Source organism: Streptomyces sp. NPDC102258, assembly GCF_055584685.1.
Map to the genome: position 1 here is coordinate 157,488 of NZ_JBVJLO010000004.1, position 22,511 is coordinate 179,998.

The 22,511-nt window shown below is 73.4% G+C and carries 19 protein-coding genes; 11 read left to right on the forward strand and 8 right to left on the reverse strand.

All coding sequences use genetic code 11. From position 1 onward, the window contains the following. The first annotated feature begins 59 nt into the window (after nt 1-59). On the forward strand, nt 60-536 hold the full coding sequence (locus ACZ6ZT_RS08650; protein WP_469717294.1) for a MarR family winged helix-turn-helix transcriptional regulator: 477 nt from the start codon (nt 60-62) through the stop codon (nt 534-536). Between the two features lie 54 nt (nt 537-590). Here ACZ6ZT_RS08650 and meaB read toward each other — a convergent pair whose 3' ends face one another. Next, nucleotides 591-1,553 (reverse strand): methylmalonyl Co-A mutase-associated GTPase MeaB, encoded by a 963-nt coding sequence (meaB, locus tag ACZ6ZT_RS08655; RefSeq protein WP_469716837.1) that lies wholly within the window; start codon nt 1,551-1,553, stop codon nt 591-593. 8 nt (nt 1,554-1,561) lie between these two features. After that, complete coding sequence (locus tag ACZ6ZT_RS08660) at nt 1,562-2,764, reverse strand: acetyl-CoA C-acetyltransferase (RefSeq protein ID WP_469716838.1); 1,203 nt, start codon at nt 2,762-2,764, stop codon at nt 1,562-1,564. Nucleotides 2,765-2,899: 135 nt separating this feature from the next. Between ACZ6ZT_RS08660 and mce the strand changes: the two genes are divergently transcribed. The 7 genes from mce (at nt 2,900) to ACZ6ZT_RS08695 (ending at nt 13,361) form a co-directional block, all read left to right on the forward strand. Continuing rightward, on the forward strand, nt 2,900-3,328 hold the full coding sequence (gene mce, locus ACZ6ZT_RS08665) for a methylmalonyl-CoA epimerase (protein ID WP_356209660.1): 429 nt from the start codon (nt 2,900-2,902) through the stop codon (nt 3,326-3,328). A 181-nt stretch (nt 3,329-3,509) separates the two neighbouring features. Continuing rightward, a complete protein-coding gene (gene scy, locus ACZ6ZT_RS08670; protein ID WP_469716839.1) occupies nt 3,510-8,165 on the forward strand; it encodes a polarized growth protein Scy in 4,656 nt (1,551 codons plus the stop codon). 195 nt (nt 8,166-8,360) lie between these two features. Further along, nucleotides 8,361-9,299, forward strand: coding sequence for a coiled-coil domain-containing protein (locus ACZ6ZT_RS08675; protein ID WP_280916187.1), 939 nt, complete (start codon nt 8,361-8,363; stop codon nt 9,297-9,299). A gap of 88 nt (nt 9,300-9,387) precedes the next feature. Next, nucleotides 9,388-10,410: an ATP-binding cassette domain-containing protein gene (locus ACZ6ZT_RS08680; RefSeq protein ID WP_469716841.1), complete on the forward strand. Its 1,023-nt coding sequence runs from the start codon at nt 9,388-9,390 to the stop codon at nt 10,408-10,410. 2 nt (nt 10,411-10,412) lie between these two features. Continuing rightward, nucleotides 10,413-11,192 carry an ABC transporter permease gene (locus ACZ6ZT_RS08685; RefSeq protein ID WP_469717296.1) on the forward strand — a complete coding sequence of 260 codons (780 nt, stop codon included), beginning with the start codon at nt 10,413-10,415 and terminating at the stop codon, nt 11,190-11,192. Nucleotides 11,193-11,373: 181 nt separating this feature from the next. Next, nucleotides 11,374-12,498 carry an ABC transporter ATP-binding protein gene (locus tag ACZ6ZT_RS08690; RefSeq protein ID WP_469716842.1) on the forward strand — a complete coding sequence of 375 codons (1,125 nt, stop codon included), beginning with the start codon at nt 11,374-11,376 and terminating at the stop codon, nt 12,496-12,498. Then, nucleotides 12,495-13,361, forward strand: a complete 867-nt coding sequence (locus ACZ6ZT_RS08695) for an ABC transporter permease (protein ID WP_469716844.1) — start codon at nt 12,495-12,497, stop codon at nt 13,359-13,361. Before ACZ6ZT_RS08690 ends, ACZ6ZT_RS08695 begins: the two co-directional genes overlap by 4 nt. A gap of 21 nt (nt 13,362-13,382) precedes the next feature. On the opposite strand, the gene ACZ6ZT_RS08700 is transcribed toward ACZ6ZT_RS08695, so the two are convergent. After that, on the reverse strand, nt 13,383-13,709 hold the full coding sequence (locus tag ACZ6ZT_RS08700) for an ATP/GTP-binding protein (protein ID WP_469716845.1): 327 nt from the start codon (nt 13,707-13,709) through the stop codon (nt 13,383-13,385). A gap of 243 nt (nt 13,710-13,952) precedes the next feature. Here ACZ6ZT_RS08700 and ACZ6ZT_RS08705 point away from each other — a divergent pair, with 243 nt between their 5' ends. Next, nucleotides 13,953-14,984, forward strand: a complete 1,032-nt coding sequence (locus ACZ6ZT_RS08705) for an LLM class flavin-dependent oxidoreductase (protein ID WP_469716846.1) — start codon at nt 13,953-13,955, stop codon at nt 14,982-14,984. 92 nt (nt 14,985-15,076) lie between these two features. On the opposite strand, the gene ACZ6ZT_RS08710 is transcribed toward ACZ6ZT_RS08705, so the two are convergent. Then, nucleotides 15,077-15,469 carry an SCO5389 family protein gene (locus tag ACZ6ZT_RS08710; protein WP_469716847.1) on the reverse strand — a complete coding sequence of 131 codons (393 nt, stop codon included), beginning with the start codon at nt 15,467-15,469 and terminating at the stop codon, nt 15,077-15,079. Nucleotides 15,470-15,689: 220 nt separating this feature from the next. Between ACZ6ZT_RS08710 and nucS the strand changes: the two genes are divergently transcribed. Continuing rightward, a complete protein-coding gene (gene nucS / locus ACZ6ZT_RS08715) occupies nt 15,690-16,361 on the forward strand; it encodes an endonuclease NucS (RefSeq protein WP_469716849.1) in 672 nt (223 codons plus the stop codon). A 76-nt stretch (nt 16,362-16,437) separates the two neighbouring features. Here the strand turns inward: nucS and ACZ6ZT_RS08720 are convergent, their stop codons facing one another. From ACZ6ZT_RS08720 to ACZ6ZT_RS08735, 4 genes are all read right to left on the reverse strand, one after another. After that, complete coding sequence (locus ACZ6ZT_RS08720) at nt 16,438-19,392, reverse strand: ATP-binding protein (RefSeq protein ID WP_469716851.1); 2,955 nt, start codon at nt 19,390-19,392, stop codon at nt 16,438-16,440. A gap of 212 nt (nt 19,393-19,604) precedes the next feature. Further along, a complete protein-coding gene (locus tag ACZ6ZT_RS08725; protein ID WP_469716852.1) occupies nt 19,605-20,246 on the reverse strand; it encodes a LysE family translocator in 642 nt (213 codons plus the stop codon). A 91-nt stretch (nt 20,247-20,337) separates the two neighbouring features. Continuing rightward, nucleotides 20,338-20,661, reverse strand: a complete 324-nt coding sequence (locus ACZ6ZT_RS08730) for an STAS domain-containing protein (RefSeq protein ID WP_125603340.1) — start codon at nt 20,659-20,661, stop codon at nt 20,338-20,340. 159 nt (nt 20,662-20,820) lie between these two features. Then, the gene (locus ACZ6ZT_RS08735; protein ID WP_469716854.1) at nt 20,821-21,669 is read right to left on the reverse strand and encodes a 3-hydroxyacyl-CoA dehydrogenase family protein; all 849 of its coding nucleotides are present in this window, start codon (nt 21,667-21,669) and stop codon (nt 20,821-20,823) included. A gap of 180 nt (nt 21,670-21,849) precedes the next feature. On the opposite strand from ACZ6ZT_RS08735, the gene ACZ6ZT_RS08740 reads away from it, so the two are divergent. Beyond that, entirely contained in the window at nt 21,850-22,422 is a 573-nt protein-coding gene (locus ACZ6ZT_RS08740) for a cob(I)yrinic acid a,c-diamide adenosyltransferase (protein WP_469716855.1), read from the forward strand. The last annotated feature ends 89 nt before the right edge of the window (nt 22,423-22,511 follow it).

The following is a 22,511-nucleotide window of genomic DNA, read 5'->3' on the forward strand; positions in this document are numbered from 1 at the left end:
AGATCATGCCATCTTTGTACGTAATTCAACTTCTTAGGTAGAGTTCTTTCATGGAGACCATCGAGACCGAGACGGCCACCCGCTGGCTGACCGACGCCGAACAGTGCGCCTGGCGCACCCACCTGGACGTCAGCAGACTGCTGATGCACCAGCTGGAAAAGGATCTCCAGCCCTTCGGACTCACCAACAACGATTACGAGATCCTCGTGAACCTCTCGGAATCGGACGGCCACCGGATGCGCATGAGCGATCTGGCCACGGCCACGCTGCAGTCCAAGAGCCGGCTGTCCCACCAGATCACCCGCATGGAGACGGCGGGCCTGGTGCGCCGGGTGAACTGCGAGTCCGACCGGCGCGGCCTGTACGCCGTGCTCACGGACGAGGGCATGGACACCATGCGCAAGGTCGCCCCGCACCACGTGGCATCGGTGCGGGAGCACTTCATCGACCTGCTGCCCCCGGAGGCGCTGGCGGCCCTGCGGGAGTCGCTGCGGCCCGTCGCGGAGCACCTGCGCGACAACCGCGGCAAGATCTGAGGACCGCGACGGAGCGGGGGCGGCGCCGGCTACGGCACCGCCCCCGCCCCGCGCTCAGCCCTCCGTCAGGCCGTCCAGCAGGGTGTCGGCGGCCGCGTACGGATCCAGCTCGCCCGCGGCGACCCTTACGGCCAGCGCGTCGAGCCGGGCGTCCCCGCGCAGGTCGGCGAGCCGGCCGCGCAGGGTGGTGAGCGCGATGGTCTCGACCTCCCGGGCGGCGCGCGCCGCCCGGCGCCCGTCGAGAACCCCGCGCTCCTCCATCCAGGCCCGGTGCTTCTCCAGCGCCTCGACGAGTTCGTCGATGCCCTGCGCGCGGGCCGCGACCGTCTTCACGATCGGCGGCCGCCAGTCGCCCGGCCCGCGGGACTCGCCGAGGCCCAGCATGTGGTTCAGCTCCCGGGCGGTCGCGTCCGCGCCGTCCCGGTCGGCCTTGTTCACCACGTACACGTCGCCGATCTCCAGGATCCCGGCCTTCGCGGCCTGGATCCCGTCGCCCATCCCGGGCGCCAGCAGCACCACCGAGGTGTCCGCCTGCGAGGCGATCTCCACCTCGGACTGCCCGACGCCCACCGTCTCGACGAGGACCACCTCGCACCCCGCCGCGTCCAGCACCCGGATCGCCTGCGGCGCCGCCCAGGCGAGACCGCCCAGGTGGCCCCGGGTGGCCATGGAGCGGATGTAGACCCCGGGGTCGGAGGCGTGGTCCGACATGCGGACCCGGTCGCCGAGCAGCGCCCCGCCCGAGAAGGGCGAGGACGGGTCCACGGCGAGCACCCCGACCCGCTTGCCGGCCTTGCGGTAGGCCGTCACGAGGGCCGAGGTCGAGGTCGACTTGCCGACCCCGGGCGAGCCGGTCAGGCCGACGACGTACGCGCCGCCGGTCAGCGGGGCCAGGGCCGCCATCACCTCGCGCAGGTGCGGGGACGCCCCCTCGACCAGTGAGATCAGCCGGGCCACGGCCCGCGGCCGGCCCTCCCGGGCCTGCGCCACCAGCGTGGGGACGTCCACCGTCGCCATGGGGCCGCCTACGCCTTCGCGACGCGGATCACGAGGGCGTCGCCCTGGCCGCCGCCACCGCACAGCGCGGCCGCGCCGACGCCGCCGCCCCGGCGCTTGAGCTCCAGCGCCAGGTGCAGCACGACGCGGGCGCCGGACATGCCGATGGGGTGGCCGAGGGCAATGGCGCCACCGTTGACGTTCACCTTTTCCGGGGTCACGCCGAGGTCCTTCATTGACTGCACGGCGACCGCCGCGAAGGCCTCGTTGATCTCGATCAGGTCGAGGTCGGCCACCTCCAGGCCCTCCTTCTTCAGGGCGTGCAGGATGGCGTTCGAGGGCTGCGACTGGAGCGAGTTGTCGGGACCCGCCACATTGCCGTGGGCGCCGATCTCGGCGATCCACTCCAGGCCCAGCTCCTCGGCCTTGGCCTTGCTCATCACGACCACGGCGGCCGCGCCGTCGGAGATCTGCGAGGAGGTGCCGGCGGTGATGGTGCCGTCCTTGGCGAAGGCCGGGCGCAGCTTGCCGAGGGACTCCGCCGTGGTCTCGGGGCGGATGCCCTCGTCCTGCGCGAAGATCACCGGGTCGCCCTTGCGCTGCGGGATCTCGACCGGGGTGATCTCCGCCTCGAAGACGCCGTTCTTCTGCGCGGCGGCGGCACGCTGGTGGGAGGCGGCCGCGAACTCGTCCTGCGGGGCGCGCTCGATGCCCAGGCGGGTGTTGTGCTTCTCGGTGGACTCGCCCATCGCGATGTTCTCGAACGCGTCGGTGAGGCCGTCGTAGGCCATCGCGTCGAGCATCTCGATGGCGCCGTACTTGAAGCCCTCGCGCGACTTCGGCAGCAGGTGCGGGGCGTTCGTCATCGACTCCTGGCCGCCCGCGACCACGATGTCGAACTCCCCGGCGCGGATGAGCTGGTCGGCGAGGGCGATGGCGTCCAGGCCCGAGAGGCACACCTTGTTGATGGTGAGCGCCGGGACGTTCATGGGGATGCCGGCCTTCACGGCGGCCTGGCGGGCGGGGATCTGGCCCGCGCCGGCCTGGAGCACCTGGCCCATGATCACGTACTGGACCTGGTCGCCGGAGATACCGGCCCGGTCCAGCGCGGACTTGATGGCGAAACCGCCGAGATCGGCGCCCGAGAAGGACTTCAGCGAGCCGAGCAGACGCCCCATGGGCGTGCGGGCCCCGGCGACGATCACTGAAGTGGTGTTGTTCGTTCCGGACATGAGGCACAGCCCCTTGGATGAGGAGTGAACGAGGGTTTACCCGAATGTACTGAGCGGTACCCGCGCAGTCACCCGGCAGTCGGTGTGATCGCTGGCACGTTGCGTAACCACCCTCCGCGGCGGTGCACTGGTCCCATGCTGACAAGGATCGACCACATCGGGATCGCCTGCTTCGACCTCGACAAGACCGTCGAGTTCTACCGTGCCACGTACGGTTTCGAGGTGTTCCACACCGAGGTCAACGAGGAACAGGGCGTGCGCGAGGCCATGCTCAAGATCAACGAGACCTCCGACGGCGGGGCCTCCTACCTCCAGCTCCTGGAGCCCACCCGCGAGGACTCCGCGGTGGGCAAGTGGCTGGCCAAGAACGGCGAGGGCGTGCACCACATCGCCTTCGGCACCGCGGACGTCGACGGTGACTCCGAGGCCATCCGCGGCAAGGGCGTACGGGTCCTCTACGACGAGCCGCGAACCGGCTCCATGGGCTCCCGGATCACCTTCCTGCACCCCAAGGACTGCCACGGAGTCCTGACCGAACTGGTCACCTCGAACCCTGATCACTGATGCCCCCATTCCCCGGCCGGTAGAGTGGCACTGGCTCGGCCGGGGTTCGGTGCGGAGACGGGGTCGGGGCCTGTGACCCCTGCCCCGGTATCTGACACCATTCCCCGGGGGCGTCGTTCAGCGGGCGAGCGATGCTCATTTGGGAGTGAGCTTGCGACCAGGGGACGGATGGGACCGCGCTGTGCGGGGCTACGAAAGCCAGGAGAGCCATCAGGCTGAAGCCGACCATCTCACGCGGTTCGAAGCCGAGATGGAGCGGCTGAAGAAGGAGCGCGGGAAGGCCGTCCAGCACGCCGAGGACCTGGGGTACCAGGTCGAAGTGCTGCGCGCCAAGCTCCACGAGGTGCGCCGCAATCTCGCGTCCCGGCCCGCGTACGACAGCGCGGACATGGGCTATCAGGCGGAGCAGCTGCTCCGCAATGCCCAGATCCAGGCCGACCAGATGCGCTCGGACGCCGAGCGCGAGCTGCGCGACGCCCGGGCGCAGACCCAGCGCATCCTCCAGGAGCACGCCGAACACCAGGCCCGCCTCCAGGCCGAGCTGCACGCCGAGGCGGTCAACCGGCGCCAGCGCCTGGACCAGGAGCTCAACGAGCGCCGCCAGACGGTCGAGGCGCACGTCAACGAGAACGTCGCCTGGGCCGAACAGCTGCGCGCCCGTACCGAGTCCCAGGCCCGCCGGCTCATGGACGAGTCCCGTGCCGAGGCCGAGCAGGCGCTGAACGCCGCCCGTGCCGAGGCCGCCCGGACCGTCGAGGAGGCCCGCCGGCGGCTCGCCGCCGACGCGGAGGCCGCCCGCAGCGAGGCCGAGACCACGCTGCTGCGCGCCCGCAAGGAGGCCGAGCGGCTGCTGGCCGCCGCCTCCGCGCAGGCCCAGGAGGCCACCGAGCACGCGGAGCGGCTGCGCAGCAGCACCAGCGCCGAGGCCGAGCAGACCCGCCGGCAGACCCTGGACCTCGGCCGGGTGGCCGAGGAACGCGTCCAGGAGGCGGACGGGGCGCTGCGCGCGGCCCGCGCCGAGGCCGAGGCCCTGCTCGCGGACGCCAAGGAGAGCGCCGCCCGGCAGCTCGCCTCGGCGGAGTCCGTCAACGAGCAGCGCACCCGCACCGCGAAGGAGCAGGTCGCCCGGCTGGTCGGCCAGGCCACCAAGGAGGCCGAGGTCCTCAAGGCCGAGGCCGAGCAGGCGCTGGCCGATGCCCGCGCGGAGGCGGAGCGGCTGCGCACGGAGGCCGGCGAGCAGGCCCGTACGGCCGCCGCCGAGGACACCGCGGCGCAGCTGGCGAAGGCGGCCCGCACCGCCGAGGACGTACTGAACAAGGCCTCGGAGGACGCGCGGGCCACCACCCGTGCCGCCTCCGAGGAGGCCGAGCGGATCCGCCGCGAGGCGGAGGCCGAGGCCGAGCGGCTGCGCGCGCAGGCGGCGGCCACCGCCGACGAGCTCAAGGGCGCGGCGAAGGACGACACCGAGGAGTACCGGGCCCGTACGGTCGAACTCCAGGAGGAGGCCCGCCGGCTGCGCGGCGAGGCCGAGCAGCTGCGCGCGGAGGCCGTCGCCGAGGGCGAGCGGATCCGCGGGGAGGCCCGGCGCGAGGCGGTCCAGCAGATCGAGGAGGCGGCCCGGACCGCCGAGGAGCTGCTCGGCAAGGCCAAGTCGGACGCGGACGAGCTGCGCGCCGGTGCCACCGCCGAGAGCGAGCGGGTCCGCGCCGAAGCCGTGGAGCGGGCCACCACCCTGCGCCGCCAGGCGGAGGAGACCCTGGAGCGCACCCGCGCGGAGGCCGACCGGCTGCGCGCGGAGGCCGAGGAGCAGGCCGCCGCGGTGGCCGCCGAGGCGGACGCGGCGGCCCGGGCCCGGCGCGAGGAGACCGAACAGGCGCTGGCCGCCAAGCGGGCGGAGGCCGAGACGGAGCTCGTACGCCTGCACACGGACGCCGAGACGCGGCTGACGACGGCCGAGCAGACGCTGCGTGACGCCCGCACGGCGGCGGAGGCGGTCCGCAAGGAGACCTCCGAGGAGAACGACCGGCTGCGCGCGGAGTCGGCGGAGCGGATCCGCACCCTCCAGGCCCAGTCGGAGGCGGAGGCCGACCAGCTGCGCACGGAGGCCGCCGACGACGCGGGCCGGGTGCGCGCGGAGGCCGAGCAGGTCTCCGTACGGCTGCGGGCCGAGGCGGAGGCGGAGTCGGAGCGGCTGCGCACCGAGGCGCAGGAGAGCGCCGACCGGGTGCGCGCGGAGGCCAAGGCCGCCGCCGAGCGGGTCGCGACGGAGGCCGCGGAGGCGCTGGCCGCCGCCCAGGAGGAGGCCGCGCGGCGGCGCCGCGAGGCCGAGGAGACCCTGTCGGCGGCCCGGACGGACGCGGGCAACGAGCGGGCGCAGGCCCGCGAGCAGAGCGAGGAGCTGCTGGCGCAGGCCCGCAGGCGCTCCGAGGAGGCGCAGGCCGAGGCGGCCCGCCTGACGGAGGAGGCCGAGCGGCGCGCGGCGGAGCTGGTCGCGGCGGCCGAGGCCACCGCCCAGCAGGTGCGCGACTCGGTGGCCGGGCTGCACGAGCAGGCCGAGGAGGAGGTCGCCGGGCTGCGCAGCGCGGCCGAGCACGCGGCGGAGCGTACGCGCACCGAGGCGGTGGAGGAGGCGGACCGGGTCCGCGCCGACGCCCACGCGGAGCGGGAGCGGGCGGCCGAGGACGCGGCCCGGGTGCGCGACGAGGCCCGGGTCGAGACGGACGCGGCGAAGGCCCTGGCGGAGCGCACGGTCGGCGAGGCGATCGTCGAGGCCGAGCAACTGCGGGCCGACACTGCGGAGTACGCGCAGCGGGTGCGTACGGAGGCCACGGACGCCCTGGCGTCGTCCGAGCGGGACGCGGCGCGGACCCGGGCGGACGCCCGGGACGACGCGAACCGGATCCGCGGCGAGGCGGCCGAGTCCCTGGAGGCCGCGCGCGCCGAGGGCACCCGGATCGTCGCCGAGGCGACGGCGGAGGCGGAGCGCCTGACCGAGGAGACCCTGGCGGCCAACGCGGCCACGGTCGACGAGGCCCGCGCGGAGGCCGAGCGGCTCACCGTCGAGGCGGAGCTGGCGGCGGAGGCCGCCCGCGCCGAGGCGGACGCCACCCTGGACGAGGCCCGCGCCGAGGGCAACCGGCTGCGCAGCGAGGCCGCCGAGCAGGCGGACCGGCTCATCACGGAGGCCTCCGCCGAGGCGGAGCGGCTCACGGAGGAGACCCGCGCGGCCAACGAGCTCACGGTCGGCGAGGCCCAGGAGGCGGCCGACGCGCTGCGCGCCGAGGCGGCGCAGACCCTGGACGGGGCCCGCGCCGAGGCCAACCGGCTGCGCACCGAGGCCGCCGAGCAGGCGGACCGGCTCCTCGCCGGGGCCACGGCCGAGGCGCAGAAGCTCACGGCGCAGGCGGCGGAGACGCTGGCCGCGGCGGAGCGGGACTCGGCCCGGATCCTGGTCGAGTCGCGCGCCGAGGGCGACCGGCTGGTCGAGGAGACCCGCGCGGCGAACGAACTCACCGTCGGCGAGGCCGCGGCGGAGGCCGAGCGGCTGCGCACCGAGGCGGCCCGGACGCTGGACGAGGCCCGCGCGGAGGGCGGCCGGATCATCGGCGAGGCCACCGCGGAGGCGGAGCGCGTCACGGTCGCGGCGAACGAGACCCTGGCGAGCGCCGAACGGGACGCCGAGCAGAGCCTCGACGAGGCGCGCGCCGAGGCGGGCCGGCTCCGTACGGAGGCGGCCGAGCAGGCCGACCGGCTCATCACCGGGGCGACGGCGGAGGCGGAGAAGCTCACCGAGCGGACCCGCAAGGACAACGAGCGTACGGTCGGCGAGGCGCGCGACGAGGCCGAGCGGCTGCGCGCGGAGGCGGCGGAGGCGCTGGCCTCGGCGCAGGAGCACGCGACGCGCACCCGGTCCGAGGCGGAGCGGGTCAAGGCGGAGGCCGCCTCGGCGGCGGAGCGCACGCGCACCGAGGCCCGTACGGAGTCGGAGCGGCTGCTGGACGAGGCGCGCGAGGCGGCCAACAAGCGCCGCAGCGAGGCCGCGGAGCAGGTGGACCGGCTCATCACGGAGGCGGCGGCGGAGGCCGAGAAGCTGACCACGGACGCGGGCCGGCAGGCGCTGGCCGCGACCACGGCCGCCGAGGAGCAGGCCGACGCGATGGTCGACGCGGCCCGCAAGGAGGCCGCGCGGATCACCTCGGAGGCGACCGTCGAGGGCAACTCCCTGGTGGAGAAGGCCCGTACGGACGCCGACGAGCTGCTGGTCGGGGCGCGTACGGACGCGGCCGCCATAAGGGAGCGGGCCGAGGAGCTGCGTACCCGGGTCGAGTCCGAGGTGGAGGAGCTGCACGAGCGGGCCCGCCGGGAGTCGGCGGAGCAGATGAAGTCCGCCGGGGAGCGCGTGGACAAGCTGGTGCGCGCGGCGACCGAGCAGAGCGTCGAGGCCGAGGCGAAGGCCAAGGAGCTGGTGTCGGACGCGAGCAGCGAGGCGAGCAAGGTCCGCATCGCCGCGGTGCGCAAGGCGGAGACGCTGCTCAAGGAGGCCGAGCAGAAGAAGGCGGAGCTGGCGCGGCAGGCCGAGAAGGCGCTGGCCGAGGCGAAGGCGGAGGCGGCGCGGCTGGTCGACGAGGGCCGTCGTGAGCTGGAGGTCCTGGTGCGCAGGCGCGAGGACATCCAGGCGGAGATCTCCCGTGTCCAGGACGTTCTTGAGGCGTTGGAGTCTTTCGAGGCACCTTCGGCTGGCGCGAAGCCCGCGGTGGGCGGCCAGGGCGCGGGGGGCGTGAAGGCCGGCGCGACAGCGGGTTCCACTCGATCGGGTGGTAAGACGTCAGAGGGCTAGCCAGGACGCCGGGATGTGTGCTTCTGAAGGAGGTTCAGGCAACGAAATGACAAGCATTCCGCCGCCTTGCCACTCAAAAGGGGTGTCATTGTCCGGGGCAAACATGGATTGACTCGATGACACGCCGCCCGGAGGCCTAGGATTCCCCTTAACACCTCACGTAGCACCTCATCGGTCTCATTCGACAGGAACCCCATGAGCGACACTTCCTCCCCCTTCGGCTTCGAGCTCGTGCGGCGTGGTTACGACCGTGGTCAGGTGGACGACCGCATTACCAAGCTGGTCTCCGACCGCGACAGCGCCCTTGGACGTATCAACTCTCTGGAAAAGCGCATCGAGGAGCTGCACCTCGAAACGCAGAACGCCCAGGCCCAGGTGAGCGACGCGGAGCCGTCGTACGCCGGCCTCGGTGCCCGGGTCGAGAAGATCCTCCGGCTGGCCGAGGAGGAGGCGAAGGATCTGCGTGAGGAGGCCCGCCGCGCGGCCGAGCAGCACCGTGAGCTGGCGGAGTCGGCCGCCCAGCAGGTGCGCAACGACGCCGAGTCGTTCGCGGCGGACCGCAAGTCGAAGGCGGAGGACGAGGGCGTCCGCATCGTCGAGAAGGCCAAGGGCGACGCCTCCACCCTGCGCGCCGAGGCCCAGAAGGACGCGGCCTCCAAGCGCGAGGAGGCCGACGCGCTGTTCGAGGAGACCCGTGCGAAGGCCGCCCAGGCCGCCGCGGACTTCGAGACCAACCTGGCCAAGCGGCGCGAGCAGTCCGAGCGCGACCTGGCCTCGCGCCAGCAGAAGGCCGAGAAGCGTCTCGCGGAGATCGAGCACCGCGCCGAGCAGCTGCGCCTGGAGGCGGAGAAGCTCCGTACGGACGCCGAGCGCCGGGCCCGCCAGACGGTGGAGACCGCGCAGCGCCAGGCCGAGGACATCGTCGCCGACGCCAACGCCAAGGCCGACCGCATCCGCAGCGAGTCCGAGCGCGAGCTGGCGGCGCTCACCAACCGCCGCGACTCGATCAACGCGCAGCTGACCAACGTCCGCGAGATGCTGGCGACGCTGACCGGTGCCGCCGTGGCCGCCGCGAACCCGATCGTCGACGACGAGCCGGTGTCCCGTGGCGTACCGGCGCAGCAGAGCCGCTGACGCCGAGTCCGCGCACGCCCGCCGACGTTGGGCCGTCCGTCACCCGTTTGAGGTGGCGTGCGGCCCTTCGGCGTTCTAGCGTGGCCACATGATCGAGCTTGAGGGCCTTACCAAACGCTTCGGCGCCAAGACCGCCGTGGACCACCTCAGCTTCCAGGTCAGACCGGGGGTGGTCACCGGCTTCCTCGGCCCCAACGGGGCCGGGAAGTCCACGACCATGCGCATGATGCTCGACCTCGACAACCCGACCAGCGGCACGGTCCGGATCGACGGCAAGCACTACCGGGAACTGCCGGAGCCGCTGAAGCACATCGGGGCACTGCTGGACGCGAAGGCCATGCACGGCGGCCGCAGCGCGTACAACAACCTGCTCTGCCTCGCCCAGTCGAACCGGATCCCGGAGCAGCGGGTCGCGGAGGTGCTGGACCTGGTCGGGCTGACGGCCGTCGCGCGCAAGAAGTCGAAAGGATTTTCGCTCGGCATGGGGCAGCGGCTGGGAATCGCCTCCGCCCTGCTCGGTGATCCGGAAATCCTGATGTTCGACGAACCCGTCAATGGTCTGGACCCGGAGGGAATTCTCTGGATCCGCAATCTGATGAAGGGCCTGGCCTCGGAGGGAAGGACGATCTTCGTCTCCTCCCATCTGATGAGCGAAATGGCCCTGACCGCAGACCATTTGATCGTCATCGGGCAGGGAAAGCTGCTGGCGGACCTGTCGATGGCCGATTTCATCCAGCAGAACTCGCGCAGCTACGTACGGGTGCGCTCACCCCAGCAGGAACGGCTCAAGGACATCCTGCACGAGGCCGGGATCAACGCCATCAGCGTCCCGGCCACCGGCACGCTGGAGATCGACGGCGTACCGGCGGAACGGCTCGGCGAGCTGGCCGCCCAGCACCAGATCGTGCTGCACGAACTCAGCCCGCAACGGGCTTCACTGGAGGAAGCGTTCATGCGCATGACGGCGGACTCCGTCGAGTACCACGCCCACGCACCGGGAGCCCCGGGCACGCCGGGCACGCCGGGCGCGCCCGGCACACCCGGCGCCGACCCGGCCGGCGCACCCGCCTGGGGCGCCGGCTTCGACGCGACGCGCAAGGGCGGCGAGTGACCGTGTCCTCCTTCCCCGCCGTCCTGCGCTCCGAGTGGACCAAGATCCGCACGGTCGCCTCCACGAGCTGGACCCTGGCGCTCGCCTTCCTCGCCACCGTCGGATTCGGCGCCGCGTTCTGCGCCCTGGTCAACGCGGGCTTCGACTCCATGGGAGCGGGCGAGCGGGCCACGTTCGACCCCACCCTGGTGAGCTTCAGCGGCATGCAGTTCGGCCAGCTGGCGATGATCGTCTTCGGGGTGATGGTGGTCAGCACCGAGTACAGCTCGGGCATGATCCGCACCTCCCTGGCCGCCGTGCCCCGGCGCGCCGGCTTCCTGCTGGGCAAGGTCACCGTGGCCACGGCGCTGGCCCTGGTGGTCGGGCTGCTGACCAGCTTCGTGGCGTTCTTCCTGGGCCAGGCCATCCTGGGGAGCCACAGCACCGGCATCGGCGGGGAGCACGTCCTGCGCGCCGTGGTCGGCGCCGGCGTGTACATGGCACTCCTCGCCCTGTTCTCCATGGGCGTGGCCACCATGCTGCGCAGCTCGGTGGCCTCGATCAGCATCCTGATTCCGTTCTTCCTGATCGTCTCCAACCTCCTCAGCGGCTTCGAGTCGACCCGCAAGTACGGCCAGTACCTGCCGGACAAGGCGGGCTCGGCGATCATGCAGATCGTGCCGGACGCCATGGGCAGCGCCGAGACGCCCTACGGGCCCTGGGGCGGGCTCGGCATCATGGCCCTGTGGGTGCTCGCCGCCCTGCTCGGCGGGTACCTGGTCCTCAAGAAGCGCGACGCGTGACGCGGTGAGCGGACTTCCGGCGTCCGTCGCGGGGCGGACGCCGGAAGTACTACGGGAGATCCCCGAGCCGGATCTCAGGGGTCGCTCAGGGATCCGGTCCGGGCGGGAACCGCGGGGGACTCGATATCCTCTTAAGGCTTACGCGGGCGAGAGCCGCCCGGGCCTGGCAAGGGGCAGCACGATGATCGAGGCAGTCGGCCTGACCAAGCGCTTCGGCGCCAAGACCGCCGTCGACGACCTCTCCTTCCAGGTCAAGCCGGGTCACGTCACCGGTTTCCTGGGGCCCAACGGCTCCGGCAAATCGACGACCATGCGCATGATCCTCGGCCTGGACCGGCCCACCTCCGGGCGGGTCACGATCAACGGCCTCCCCTTCCGCGAGCTGCCGAACGCCCAGCGGCACGTCGGGGCCCTCCTCGACGCGAAGGCCGTGCACGGCGGCCGCCGGGCCCGTACGCACCTGCTGTCCATCGCCCAGCTCTCCGGGATCCCCGAGCGGCGGGTGGACGAGGTGCTGGGCGTCGTCGGGCTCCAGGACGCCGCCCGGCAGCGTACGAAGGGCTTCTCGCTCGGCATGGGCCAGCGGCTCGGCATCGCCACCGCCCTGCTCGGCGACCCGCAGGTGCTGCTCTTCGACGAGCCGGTCAACGGCCTCGACCCCGAGGGCATCCGCTGGGTCCGCAACCTGATGCGCCAGCTCGCCGCCGAGGGGCGCACCGTGTTCGTCTCCTCCCACCTGATGAGCGAGATGGCGCTGACCGCCGACCACCTGATCGTGATCGGCCGGGGCCGGCTGCTGTCCGACATGAGCACCCAGGACTTCATCACCCACAACTCGGCCGGATTCGCCCGGGTCCGCGCCGCGGGCAACGGCCCCGACGGCCGCGTCACCCTCGGCGGCGCGCTCACCAGGGCGGGCGGCCGGGTGCTCCAGGAGCCAGACGGGGCGCTGCGGGTGACCGGGCTGGAGCTGCCCCGCATCAGCGACATCGCGCACGAGACCGGCGTACGGCTGTGGGAGCTCTCGCCGCACCGGGCCTCGCTGGAGGAGGCCTACATGCGGATGACCCAGTCCTCCGTCGAGTACACCTCCTCCGACGACCCGCGCGCGGAACTGTGGGAGCCCGAGCCGCTGAGCCTGCCGGAGTGGGAGGACGAGACGCGGGCCCCCGTCGTGCCGGCGGACGCCGCGGCGAGCTTCTTCGCTCCCCCGCCGCCCGGCGCCGGCGAGCGGCCCTTCCTGATGCCCGGCAGCGCCGCCGATCTCGCCGCCACCGCCAAGAACAGCACCGAGGACCTCCGATGAGCACCACCCGCGGCGCGACCCCGGCCCCCACCCCCGGCGCGGGCGCGCGCCGGCCGGGCGGCTACAGCTCGCCGCTGCCGACGCCGCGGCCCCACCTGGGGCACGCGCTGGCCTCTGAGTGGACCAAGCTGACCTCGGTGCGCTCCACCCTGTGGACCCTCGGCTCGCTCGTGGCCCTGGTGGTCGGCATCGGCCTGATCGCCGTCGCCCAGACCCACTCGCGCGACTACCAGTCGCTCGCCTTCACCGCGCCCGCCGTCTTCGGCCTGATGATCGGCCAGATCGCGGTGATGGTGCTCGGGGTGCTGACGGTCTCCTCCGAGTTCGGCACCGGGCTGATACGGACCACCTTCACGGCCGCCCCCGGGCGGCTGCGGGTGCTCACCGCGAAGTACCTCGTCTTCGGGACGGTCGCCTTCGGCGTCACCCTCGGCTCGGTGGCCCTCGTCGGCATCGCGGCCGCGCTGGTGCACAGCGGTCCCGCCGCCGGGCACCACGGCTGGAGGGAGTGGGCGGGCGCGCTGGGGGGCTGCTTCTACGTCACCCTGCTGGGGGTCCTCGCGCTCGCCGTCGGGACCTTCGTACGGCACTCGGCGGGCGGCATCGCGGTCATGCTCGGCCTGGTGACCATGCCCCCGGTGCTCGGCGCGATCATGACGGCCTGGCCGGCCAGCGAGGCCATCGGCCTGGCGGTGGTCCGCTACAACGCGCCGATGGGGCTGGTCCAGCTCTTCGGGGTGCCGAACAGCGGGATGGACGGCAGCCCGAGCCCGGGGAACCTGGCCCAGCTGGGGCTGCTGCTGCTGGTGACGGGGGCCGCGGTGGCGGCCTCGTACTCGGTGGTGCGCCGCCGCGACGTCTGAGGACGCGCGGGCGCCGGCGGCTCAGTACCTCGGCGCGTTGCGGGACCGCTGCACCTTCGTGGTGCGGCGGTCCTTCGCGTTCCAGCAGGCCTTGTGCCAGTGCCGCCGGTCGTCCACGCCGCCGTACTCCGGCCAGGCCACCAGGTGCGGGGTGCCCGAGGGGATCTCCTGGTCACAGCCGGGGCAGCGGTAGCGCTTGCCCGCCGCGCTGGCGCCCGCGACGTGCCGGACCTTCCACTGCTCGCCCTGGTACTCCTCGGTCCGCTCCAGCCCGTACCGGTCGAGGCCGGTGCCCGGTCGTTCCTCCGGAGTCTCGCCGCCCCTGGGGCGGTTGTGGCGCGGTGACACGTATACCTCACGAAGGGGCGGCCGACAGTGACTTTCCTCCAGACTACGCGCAGCGAGCCCGGGTACCCGCAGGGTGGCGGATGACGGCGGCGGCCCCCGTGGACCGGCCCGACAATCTCAATAACTTTGCCGTCAGGCCGTGCCTTTGGCACGTGTCGGACGTTGTTGCCATCAGACGTTGATCCCATCAACGAGTCGGTCCACCTGGGGGAGGCCGCGTCAGCCGCGAGGAGGCTAAGGGCGATGCGCGTTGGAGCGTTTGTACTGGCGGCCCAGTTCCCGGGCCAGGGCCAGGGCGAGGCACTGCACCGGGCGGTGCGGACCGCCGAGGTGGCCGAGGAGGCGGGGCTGGACTCGGTCTGGCTCGCCGAGCACCACTTCGTCCCGTACGGGGTCTGCCCGTCGGCGGTGACCCTGGCGGCGCTGCTGCTGGGGCGGACCCGGCGGCTGCGGGTGGGCACGGCGGTGAGCGTGCTGCCGAGCACCCACCCGGTGGCCCTCGGGGAGCAGGCGGCCCTGCTCCACATCACCTCGGGCGGACGGTTCACCCTCGGGGTGGGGCGCGGCGGGCCGTGGGTGGACCTGGAGGTGTTCGGGGGCGGTCTGGAGGCGTACGAGTCGGGCTTCCCGGCGGACCTGGACCTGCTGCGGCGGTGGCTGAGCGAGCCCCGGGTGGGCGCCGCCGAGGCCCGCTACGCGTTCCGCGAGGTGGCCGTCGTACCGCGGCCGGCCGAGGCGCTCGACGGGGACGGGACGGGGCCGGAAGTGATCGTCGCGTGCACCTCCCCGGCGTCGGTGCGGCTCGCCGCCGAGCGGGCGCTGCCGATGCTGCTGGGCATGCACTGCGGGGACGAGGAGAAGGCCGAGATGGTCGCGCTGTGGCGGCGCACCGCACGGGAGGCGGGCCACTCCCCCGACGCCGTACGGGCGGCCGGGCACGTGTCGGCCGGGGTCTGCCAGCTGGCCGACCGTACCGCGGACGCCCGCGAGGCCCTGCTGAAGGCGATGCCGGGCTGGCTGCGGCAGGGGCTGGACGCCCATGTGACGGTGGACGGCCGGCACCGCGCCATGCGCGACCCCGTCGCGTACACGGAGCTGCTGTGCGCCCTGCATCCGGTCGGCAGCCCCGCCCTGGCGGCGGACCGGCTCGCGGCGACCTCGGAGCGCACCGGCATCACGCGCTTCGCCCTGCTGACGGAGGGCTCCGGCGACCTCGCCGCGACGGAGGAGAACGTACGGCGCCTCGGCGCGGAGGTCCTGCCGCTGCTGGGATGAGCGGGGCAGGGCGGCTGGGCGGGACCAGGGCTGCCGCTCCGGTGTCAGTCGCACCTCCCGCGACACGGAGCGGCAGCGAAGTACGGGTCCCGCTAGCAGTCGCGGAGCTCCGGCGACTGGTTGAGCAGCTGGCCCCGGATCGAGGTGAACTTGGCCAGCCGGTCGTCCACCGAGGGGTCCAGCGGGAACACCGCCACCCGGTGACAGTTCTGGAACGCCAGGCGCACCCCGAAGTGCCGCTGCAGCGCACCGCGTATCGCGTCACTCGCGAGCGCGCGCAGCAGCTGCCCACGGGCCTGCTCGTCCGGCGGCGGCGTCTGGTTGTCGGCGAACTGCCCGCCCTCAACCTCCAGCTGGGCCACCAACGAGCTGATCATCTCCCATGCGAAAGGCAGGGAGGTCCGGACGCAGTCGACGAAGGCGGCTTCGTCGACCTCGCCTCGCTCGGCCTGTTCGAGTAGGGCCGGTGAGACGTCGAGCGACATGGGTTCTCCTCTCGTGACCCCGGGCATATGGGTTGCCGGAGTCTTACGGGCAGGGAAGGAGACGGCGACGCAGCGTGCACGTCTGACAACCTCCCGCTCACCACGGTAGGCGCCCACCGGGTGCCGCACCAGGAGAATGCGCATACAACGCGCCATCGGCGAACGGGGCTTTCAGGGGCGAATCGCGTGGAGGCCCGTCGGTCGAGTAGCGTTGCCGACCATGCGTCTCGTCATCGCCCGCTGCTCCGTCGACTACGCGGGCCGGCTCACCGCCCATCTGCCCTCGGCACCCCGTCTGATCCTCGTGAAGGCCGACGGCAGTGTCTCGATCCACGCGGACGACCGAGCGTACAAACCGCTCAACTGGATGTCGCCTCCGTGCACCCTCAAGGAGGGGAGCGGGGACGACGCGGGCGTCTGGACCGTGGTCAACAAGGCGGGCGAGAAGCTCATCATCACCATGGAGGAAGTCCTCCACGACTCCTCCCACGAGCTGGGCACCGACCCCGGGCTCATCAAGGACGGCGTCGAGGCGCACCTCCAGGAGCTGCTGGCCGACCGCATCGACACGCTGGGCGAGGGCTACACGCTGATCCGGCGCGAGTACATGACGGCGATCGGGCCCGTGGACATCCTGTGCCGGGACGCGTCGGGCGCGACGGTGGCGGTGGAGATCAAGCGGCGCGGGGACATCGACGGCGTCGAGCAGCTCACCCGCTACCTGGAGCTGCTGAACCGCGACCCGCACCTGGCCCCGGTGCGGGGCGTCTTCGCGGCCCAGGAGATCAAGCCGCAGGCGCGTGTCCTGGCCCATGACCGCGGCATGGCCTGCGTGGTCCTCGACTACAACGGCATGCGCGGCATCGAGGACGACAAGCTCCGCCTGTTCTGATCCGCCGTACGTACGCGGCCCCCCGAGCCACCGGCTCGGGGGGCCGTCGTCGTACCGGGGGGCCGGGAGGCCGGGGCTAGGCCGGGGCCGAGGCCGTCGGGGGCCGGGTGGCCGTCGGGGACTGGGCCGTCGTCGACGTGGCCGGGGGTGTCGCGGGGTCGGTGACCGGCGGGGGGCCGGTCGGGGGCTGGACCGGCGGCGTCAAGGTCGGGGGCTGCGACGCCGGGGGCTGGGGGGACGACGGAGCGGTCGGCGGCTTCGGCGTGGGCTTCGGGTCGTCGGGCCGGGTCTCCGGGGGCCGTGAGGGGCCGGGGGTGTGGGCGGGCGGGGTCGGCTGTCCGGGCTTCCCCTTGGCGGGTGGCGGCGCGGCGGGCCCGGAGGTGGCCGGCTGCGGCGCGGAGCCGTCGCCGTTCCCCGGGACCTGGGGCGGGACCGCCGCCGGGGCGTCCGGGGTCGAGGAGACGGCGGGGGCGGCGGGCTCACGCTCGTCCCCCGACCCCAGCGACAGGCCGATCACCGTACCGAGCGCCACCACCGTGAGCGCCCCGGCGGCGGCCAGCAGCACCGGCTTGCGCCGCCCGGACGGCTCGGGCCCCGGGCGGCCGGGCAGCGGCGCGGGACGCGGGGTCTGCGGGGTCTGCGGGAAGGCGTCCCCGAACATCTGGGACAGGGTCGTCGGCGGGACGGACGGCGCCTGGGACTGGCCGAGGCCGATCACCGGCGTCACCTGCGTGACGGCCTCCGGGGCCCCCGAAGCCGCGGCGGCATCCCGCTTCACCGCCGGGATCGGCGACGTCGCGGACGGCACCGACGGGAACGGCGTCTTCCCGGATGCCGACGGACCAGACGACGCCGAAGCCACCGGCGGGAACGGCGACTTCCCGGACGCCGACGAACCAGACGAGGACGGAGCCACCGGCGGGAAGGGCAACTTCCCGGGCACCGTCGAACCGGACGCCGTCGGCCCCACCGGCGGCAAAGGCGTATTCCCGGACGCCGACGGACCAGACGACGCCGAAGCCACCGGCGGGAACGGCGACTTCCCGGACACCGACGAAAGGGGCGCGGTCTCCGCTGCCGGAGAAGTCGGTGCGGTCGGTGCGGTCGTCGGGAGCGACGGGAGGGGCGCGGTCTCCGCGGCCGGGGAAGTCGGCGCCGTCGCCGGAAGCGACGGGAGGGGCGCGGTCGCCCGGAGCGGCGGAAGGGGCGCCGTCGCCGAGGTCGGGGACACGGGCGCCACCGGCGGGGTCGATGCCTTCGGCGGGAGCGCCGGCCCCGAGGCAGTTCCCGGCCCCGGCGGAGTCACCGGAGAAACCGGCGGAGCCACCGGCGGAGCCAGCCGCAGCGGCGGGGACGCCTCGCCCGTTAGGGCCTCGCGGTCGGTGACCAGGGCCAGGGCCCGCCGCCCCGCCACCGTTCCGCGCTTGTCCGCGAGCGCGCCGCGCAGGCCTATGGAGGCCTCCAGTTCGGCCCGCGCCCGCTCCAGCCGCCCCTCGCACAGCGCGAGCACGCCCAGCTCGTGGTGGAAGTACGCCTGCTCCGCGACCTCCCCCGCCTTCCGCGCGGCCTCCGCCCCCGCGCGCAGCACCCGCTCCCACGCCTCCCAGTGCAGGGACGCCGCGAAGGCGGGCGCCGCCGTGCGGGCCAGGAGTACGGCGGCCACCACATCGGCCCCGGCCAGCGCGGCCAGCACCGCGTCTGCGTCGGCCGCCACCCGCTCCGGGGTCACCGAGGCGTGCCCGGTCCACCAGGCGTAGTGCCGGGCGGCGGTCCGCGCCTCCTCGGCGGCGGTGTCCCCGTACCCGGCCTCCTCCAGCTGCCGCGCGACCCCCTCCGCGAGGCGGTACCGCGGCCCGACGGCGGTGATCAGCCCGCAGCCCAGCAGTTCCGCGACGGCGGAGTCGGCGTGCGTGTCCCCGACCAGCGCGGGCAGGTGCGCGTGGTGCGGGAGTTCCCCGCCCAGCGCGCAGGCGATCCGCAGCGCGGCCCGGGCCGACTCGCTGACCCGGGAGGCCAGCAGTGCCGCGGGGGCCGCGCCCTCGGCGAGGGTGGGCAGCGGCACCGGCGCGGCGTCGCGGGGGCGCTCCTCGAAGACGCCGGGCTCCTCGTCCTCGTCCTCGGCGGAGCTCCGGTTGAGCTCGTCGCGCTGCCGCAGCAGGGCGCCGGCCTGCACGAAGCGCAGCGGCAGCCCCTCCGAGGCGAACCGCAGGTCACCCGCCCAGGCGGTCTCCTCCTCGGTCAGCGGCCGGCCCGCGCCGGCTTCGAGCAGCAGCAGGCAGTCGGCCTTGCCGAGCCCGTCGAGGAAGACCTCTTCCAGGTGGAGTTCCTCGGAGGGGGGCGCGGCGTCGGGGGTGGCGGCCAGCAGGTAGGCGCACTCGGGGGTGGCGCGCAGCAGTTCGTCCAGCGCGGCCCCGCCCAGTTCCAGGTCGTCGAGGAGGACGATCGCGCCGATCTCGGCGGCCCGCGCGAGGAGTTCCGTACGGTCGGGACGGCGGCCGGGGGCCTCGTACACGGTGGCGTACAGGGAGTGCAGCAGTTCGGCCGGCTGCTGGACGCCGTGGCCCGAGAGCCGGACGACGCCGTCGGGGGCGAATCCGGCGCAGCCCGCGGCGACCGCGTCGAGCAGGGAGGTACGGCCGGATCCGGCGGGTCCGGTCAGGCGTACGGAGCGGCCCCGGCCCAGGAGCCGGACGATCCGCTCCCGCTCCTCGGCGCGCGCCCGCAGCGGCCGCGCGGGCGGGGGCGGCCCGGGAAGGGCGGGGGGCCGGGCGGCGGCGTCCCGGTCGGCGCGGTCGAAGGCGCCGCGCCTGCCGGGGGGACGGCCCGCGGCCGGGCCGTCGCCGGGGCGCAGGGGCTCGATCTCGCTGCCGTCGACGGGGTTCACGGTGAGGGTGAAGTCGCCGCTGGTCAGGGTCACGACGCGGGCGGGAGCTCCCGGCGCGGCCGCGGGCCCGGACGGGCCGCCCGCGGGCCGGTCCACCGGCTGTCCGCCCGAGGCGGGCCGCCCCTGTGTACCGTCCGTACGGTCCATGACCAAGTCCCCCGATCGCGTCGCGCGCGCCGTCGCCGCCGTCATTACGCCCGGCCTTCGCTCGCCGCTGTCGCTACTGGTCCGGTTTCCGCCCGAACCCTAGACGGTGGCCGGTCCCGCCGGAACCGCAGGGGTGGCTTCAGCACCGGACCGTTACGATTCCTGCGGATTCGCCCGGGACGTGACGGCCCGTCCGCGTCCCCGGGGCCCCGTCAGTCCTTGCGTCCGGTGACCGCGACGGTGACGCCGAGGCCGATCATCGCGAGCCCGCCGGCGCCGCCCACCCTGGACAGCCGGCGCGGCGATCCGGCGAACCAGCCGCGGGTGGTGGCCGCGACCAGCCCCCAGGCGCTGTCGGAGACGAGCGCGATGAGGTTGAAGACGAGACCGAGCTCCAGCATCTGGAGCGTGACGTCTCCGGCGGCGCGGTCCACGAACTGGGGCAGCACGGCCGCGAAGAAGACGATGGTCTTGGGGTTGGACACACCCACCACGAAGCCCTCGGCGAGGGTCCGCAGGCCGCCGCGCGCGGCCGGGGCCTGCCCGGCGAGGGCCTCCCGCAGGGATCCGCGCCCGCGAAGCGCCTTGACGCCCAGGTACACGAGGTACGCGGCGCCGACCAGCTTCAGCGTGGTGAAGACGGGGACGGAGCGCTCGACCACCGCGCCGACGCCGAGCGCCACGGCCACGACGAGTACGTACGCCCCGAGGGTGTTGCCGACGACCGTGGTCAGCGCGGCGCGGCGGCCCTGCGCGAGGGCGCGGCCGACCACGAACAGCACGCTGGGGCCGGGGATCACGATCAGCAGGCAGGACATGGCCGCGAAGGCCGGCAGTCGGTCGAGGGGCACCATGGGGCCATGAAAGCCGACCCCGGCGACCGCCCGCAGCCGGTTTTCCCGCCCGTGCCCGCAGCCGGTTTCCCGCGCCCGTGCCCGCCCCCGCTCACACCCGGGGCAGGGACTCCGCTTCCAGGCCGCCCTCGATCGCCAGGATCCGGTGCAGCCGGGTCGCCACGAGCAGCCGCTGCATCCGGTCGGGCACCCCGCGCAGCACCAGCCGGCGGCCGGTGCGGCCGGCCCGCCGGTGGGCCCCCATGATCACGCCGAGTCCGGTCGCGTCCCAGGAGTCCAGGCCGGTCAGGTCGAGCACGAGGTCGCCGTGGCCGTCGTCGAGGGCGGTGTGCAGGACCGTACGGGCGTCCGCCGCGCTGCGCACGTCGAGGCGACCCCCGACCGCGAGTTCGGCGTGGTCGCCCCTGATGTGCATGTGTGCTCCCCGGCTGTACCGCGTGCGTCTGGTCCGACTGATCCGTGACCGGCCACTCTCACTGCAACTGACTGCCCCGCGGGCGGGGAAGTTGCCGACCGTGAGCGAACCGATACCTAATTCACCCCGTAGGGGGTGCGGAGATTCGAACGTCCGTGCTCAGTGCTTGTAGAAGCCCTGCCCGCTCTTGCGGCCGATGTCGCCCGCGTCGACCATGCGGCGCATCAGCTCCGGCGGCGCGAACTTCTCGTCCTGCGACTCGGTGTAGATGTTGCTGGTGGCGTGCAGCAGGATGTCCACGCCGGTGAGGTCCGCGGTGGCCAGCGGGCCCATCGCGTGGCCGAAGCCCAGCTTGCAGGCGATGTCGATGTCCTCGGCGGAGGCCACGCCCGATTCGTAGAGCTTGGCGGCCTCGACGACCAGCGCGGAGATCAGACGGGTCGTCACGAAACCGGCGACGTCGCGGTTGACGACGATGCAGGTCTTGCCGACGGACTCGGCGAACGCGCGGGTGGTGGCGAGGGTCTCGTCACTGGTCTTGTAGCCGCGCACGAGCTCGCAGAGCTGCATCATCGGGACGGGCGAGAAGAAGTGCGCGCCGACGACCCGCTCCGGACGCTTCGTCACGGCCGCGATCTTGGTGATCGGGATGGCGGAGGTGTTGGAGGCGAGCACCGCGTCCTCGCGCACCAGCTCGTCCAGGGTGCGGAAGATCTCGTGCTTGACTTCGAGCTTCTCGAAGACCGCCTCGACGACGATGTCCACGTCGGAGACCGCATCGAGGTCGGTGGTCGTGGTGATCCGGGCCAGCGCCGCCTCGGCGTCCTCGGCCGTCAGCTTGCCCTTGGCGACGAACCGGTCGTACGAGGCCTTGATGCCGTCCGTGCCGCGGGTCAGCGCGGCGTCGGTGACGTCCCGCAGGACGACGTCCCAACCCGCCTGAGCGGAGACCTGAGCGATCCCGGAACCCATCAGTCCAGCACCGATGACGGCGAGCTTCCCAGCCACTGCACACCCCTCGTTTCCCTTACGGCCCCAGTCTCATGGCCCCTCCGCCGGAGACTAGCGTCCGCGACGTACGGTGTGACCGCGAAGTAACACGCGTCACGTCTCAGATGACGGACATCACACCGGGACGGGCCAGCAGTGCGCGGGCCCACCGCAGTTGGCCCGCACTACCCTGGCGCCATGGTGAACCTGACGCGTATCTACACCCGTACCGGCGACAAGGGCACGACCGCCCTGGGCGACATGAGCCGTACCCCGAAGACGGACCTGCGCATCGCCGCGTACGCCGACGCCAACGAGGCGAATGCCGCGATCGGGGCGGCCATCGCGCTGGGCTCGCTGCCGCAGGAGGTCGTGAAGGTCCTGGTCCGCGTGCAGAACGACCTCTTCGACGTGGGCGCCGACCTGAGCACGCCGGTCGTCGCGGACCCGAAGTACCCGCCGCTGCGCGTCGAGCAGTTCTACGTCGACAAGCTGGAGGCGGACTGCGACGCCTTCAACGAGGAACTGGAGAAGCTGCGCAGCTTCATCCTCCCGGGCGGCACCCCGGGCGCCGCCCTGCTGCACCAGGCCTGCACCGTGGTCCGGCGCGCCGAGCGCTCGACGTGGGCGGCGCTGGAGGTGCACGGCGAGGTCATGAACCCGCTGACGGCCACCTACCTCAACCGCCTCTCCGACCTCCTCTTCATCCTGGCGCGCACGGCCAACAAGGAGACCGGGGACGTCCTGTGGGTCCCCGGCGGCGAGCGGTAGTCGAGGGCGGACGATGAGGTCTGGACCTCTTGACGCTTGGTCCAGACCTTTCTAATCTCACCGCAACACTGTGGTGAGCGTGCCATGTC

Bases quoted from the DNA above. Each gene is read 5' to 3' on its own strand.
- meaB (WP_469716837.1), bottom strand. From the start codon at position 1,553: ATGGCGACGGTGGACGTCCCCACGCTGGTGGCGCAGGCCCGGGAGGGC.
- ACZ6ZT_RS08660 (WP_469716838.1), bottom strand. From the start codon at position 2,764: ATGTCCGGAACGAACAACACCACTTCAGTGATCGTCGCCGGGGCCCGC.
- mce (WP_356209660.1), top strand. From the start codon at position 2,900: ATGCTGACAAGGATCGACCACATCGGGATCGCCTGCTTCGACCTCGAC.
- ACZ6ZT_RS08675 (WP_280916187.1), top strand. From the start codon at position 8,361: ATGAGCGACACTTCCTCCCCCTTCGGCTTCGAGCTCGTGCGGCGTGGT.
- ACZ6ZT_RS08680 (WP_469716841.1), top strand. From the start codon at position 9,388: ATGATCGAGCTTGAGGGCCTTACCAAACGCTTCGGCGCCAAGACCGCC.
- ACZ6ZT_RS08690 (WP_469716842.1), top strand. From the start codon at position 11,374: ATGATCGAGGCAGTCGGCCTGACCAAGCGCTTCGGCGCCAAGACCGCC.
- ACZ6ZT_RS08695 (WP_469716844.1), top strand. From the start codon at position 12,495: ATGAGCACCACCCGCGGCGCGACCCCGGCCCCCACCCCCGGCGCGGGC.
- ACZ6ZT_RS08705 (WP_469716846.1), top strand. From the start codon at position 13,953: ATGCGCGTTGGAGCGTTTGTACTGGCGGCCCAGTTCCCGGGCCAGGGC.
- ACZ6ZT_RS08710 (WP_469716847.1), bottom strand. From the start codon at position 15,469: ATGTCGCTCGACGTCTCACCGGCCCTACTCGAACAGGCCGAGCGAGGC.
- nucS (WP_469716849.1), top strand. From the start codon at position 15,690: ATGCGTCTCGTCATCGCCCGCTGCTCCGTCGACTACGCGGGCCGGCTC.
- ACZ6ZT_RS08720 (WP_469716851.1), bottom strand. From the start codon at position 19,392: ATGGACCGTACGGACGGTACACAGGGGCGGCCCGCCTCGGGCGGACAG.
- ACZ6ZT_RS08725 (WP_469716852.1), bottom strand. From the start codon at position 20,246: ATGGTGCCCCTCGACCGACTGCCGGCCTTCGCGGCCATGTCCTGCCTG.
- ACZ6ZT_RS08730 (WP_125603340.1), bottom strand. From the start codon at position 20,661: ATGCACATCAGGGGCGACCACGCCGAACTCGCGGTCGGGGGTCGCCTC.
- ACZ6ZT_RS08740 (WP_469716855.1), top strand. From the start codon at position 21,850: ATGGTGAACCTGACGCGTATCTACACCCGTACCGGCGACAAGGGCACG.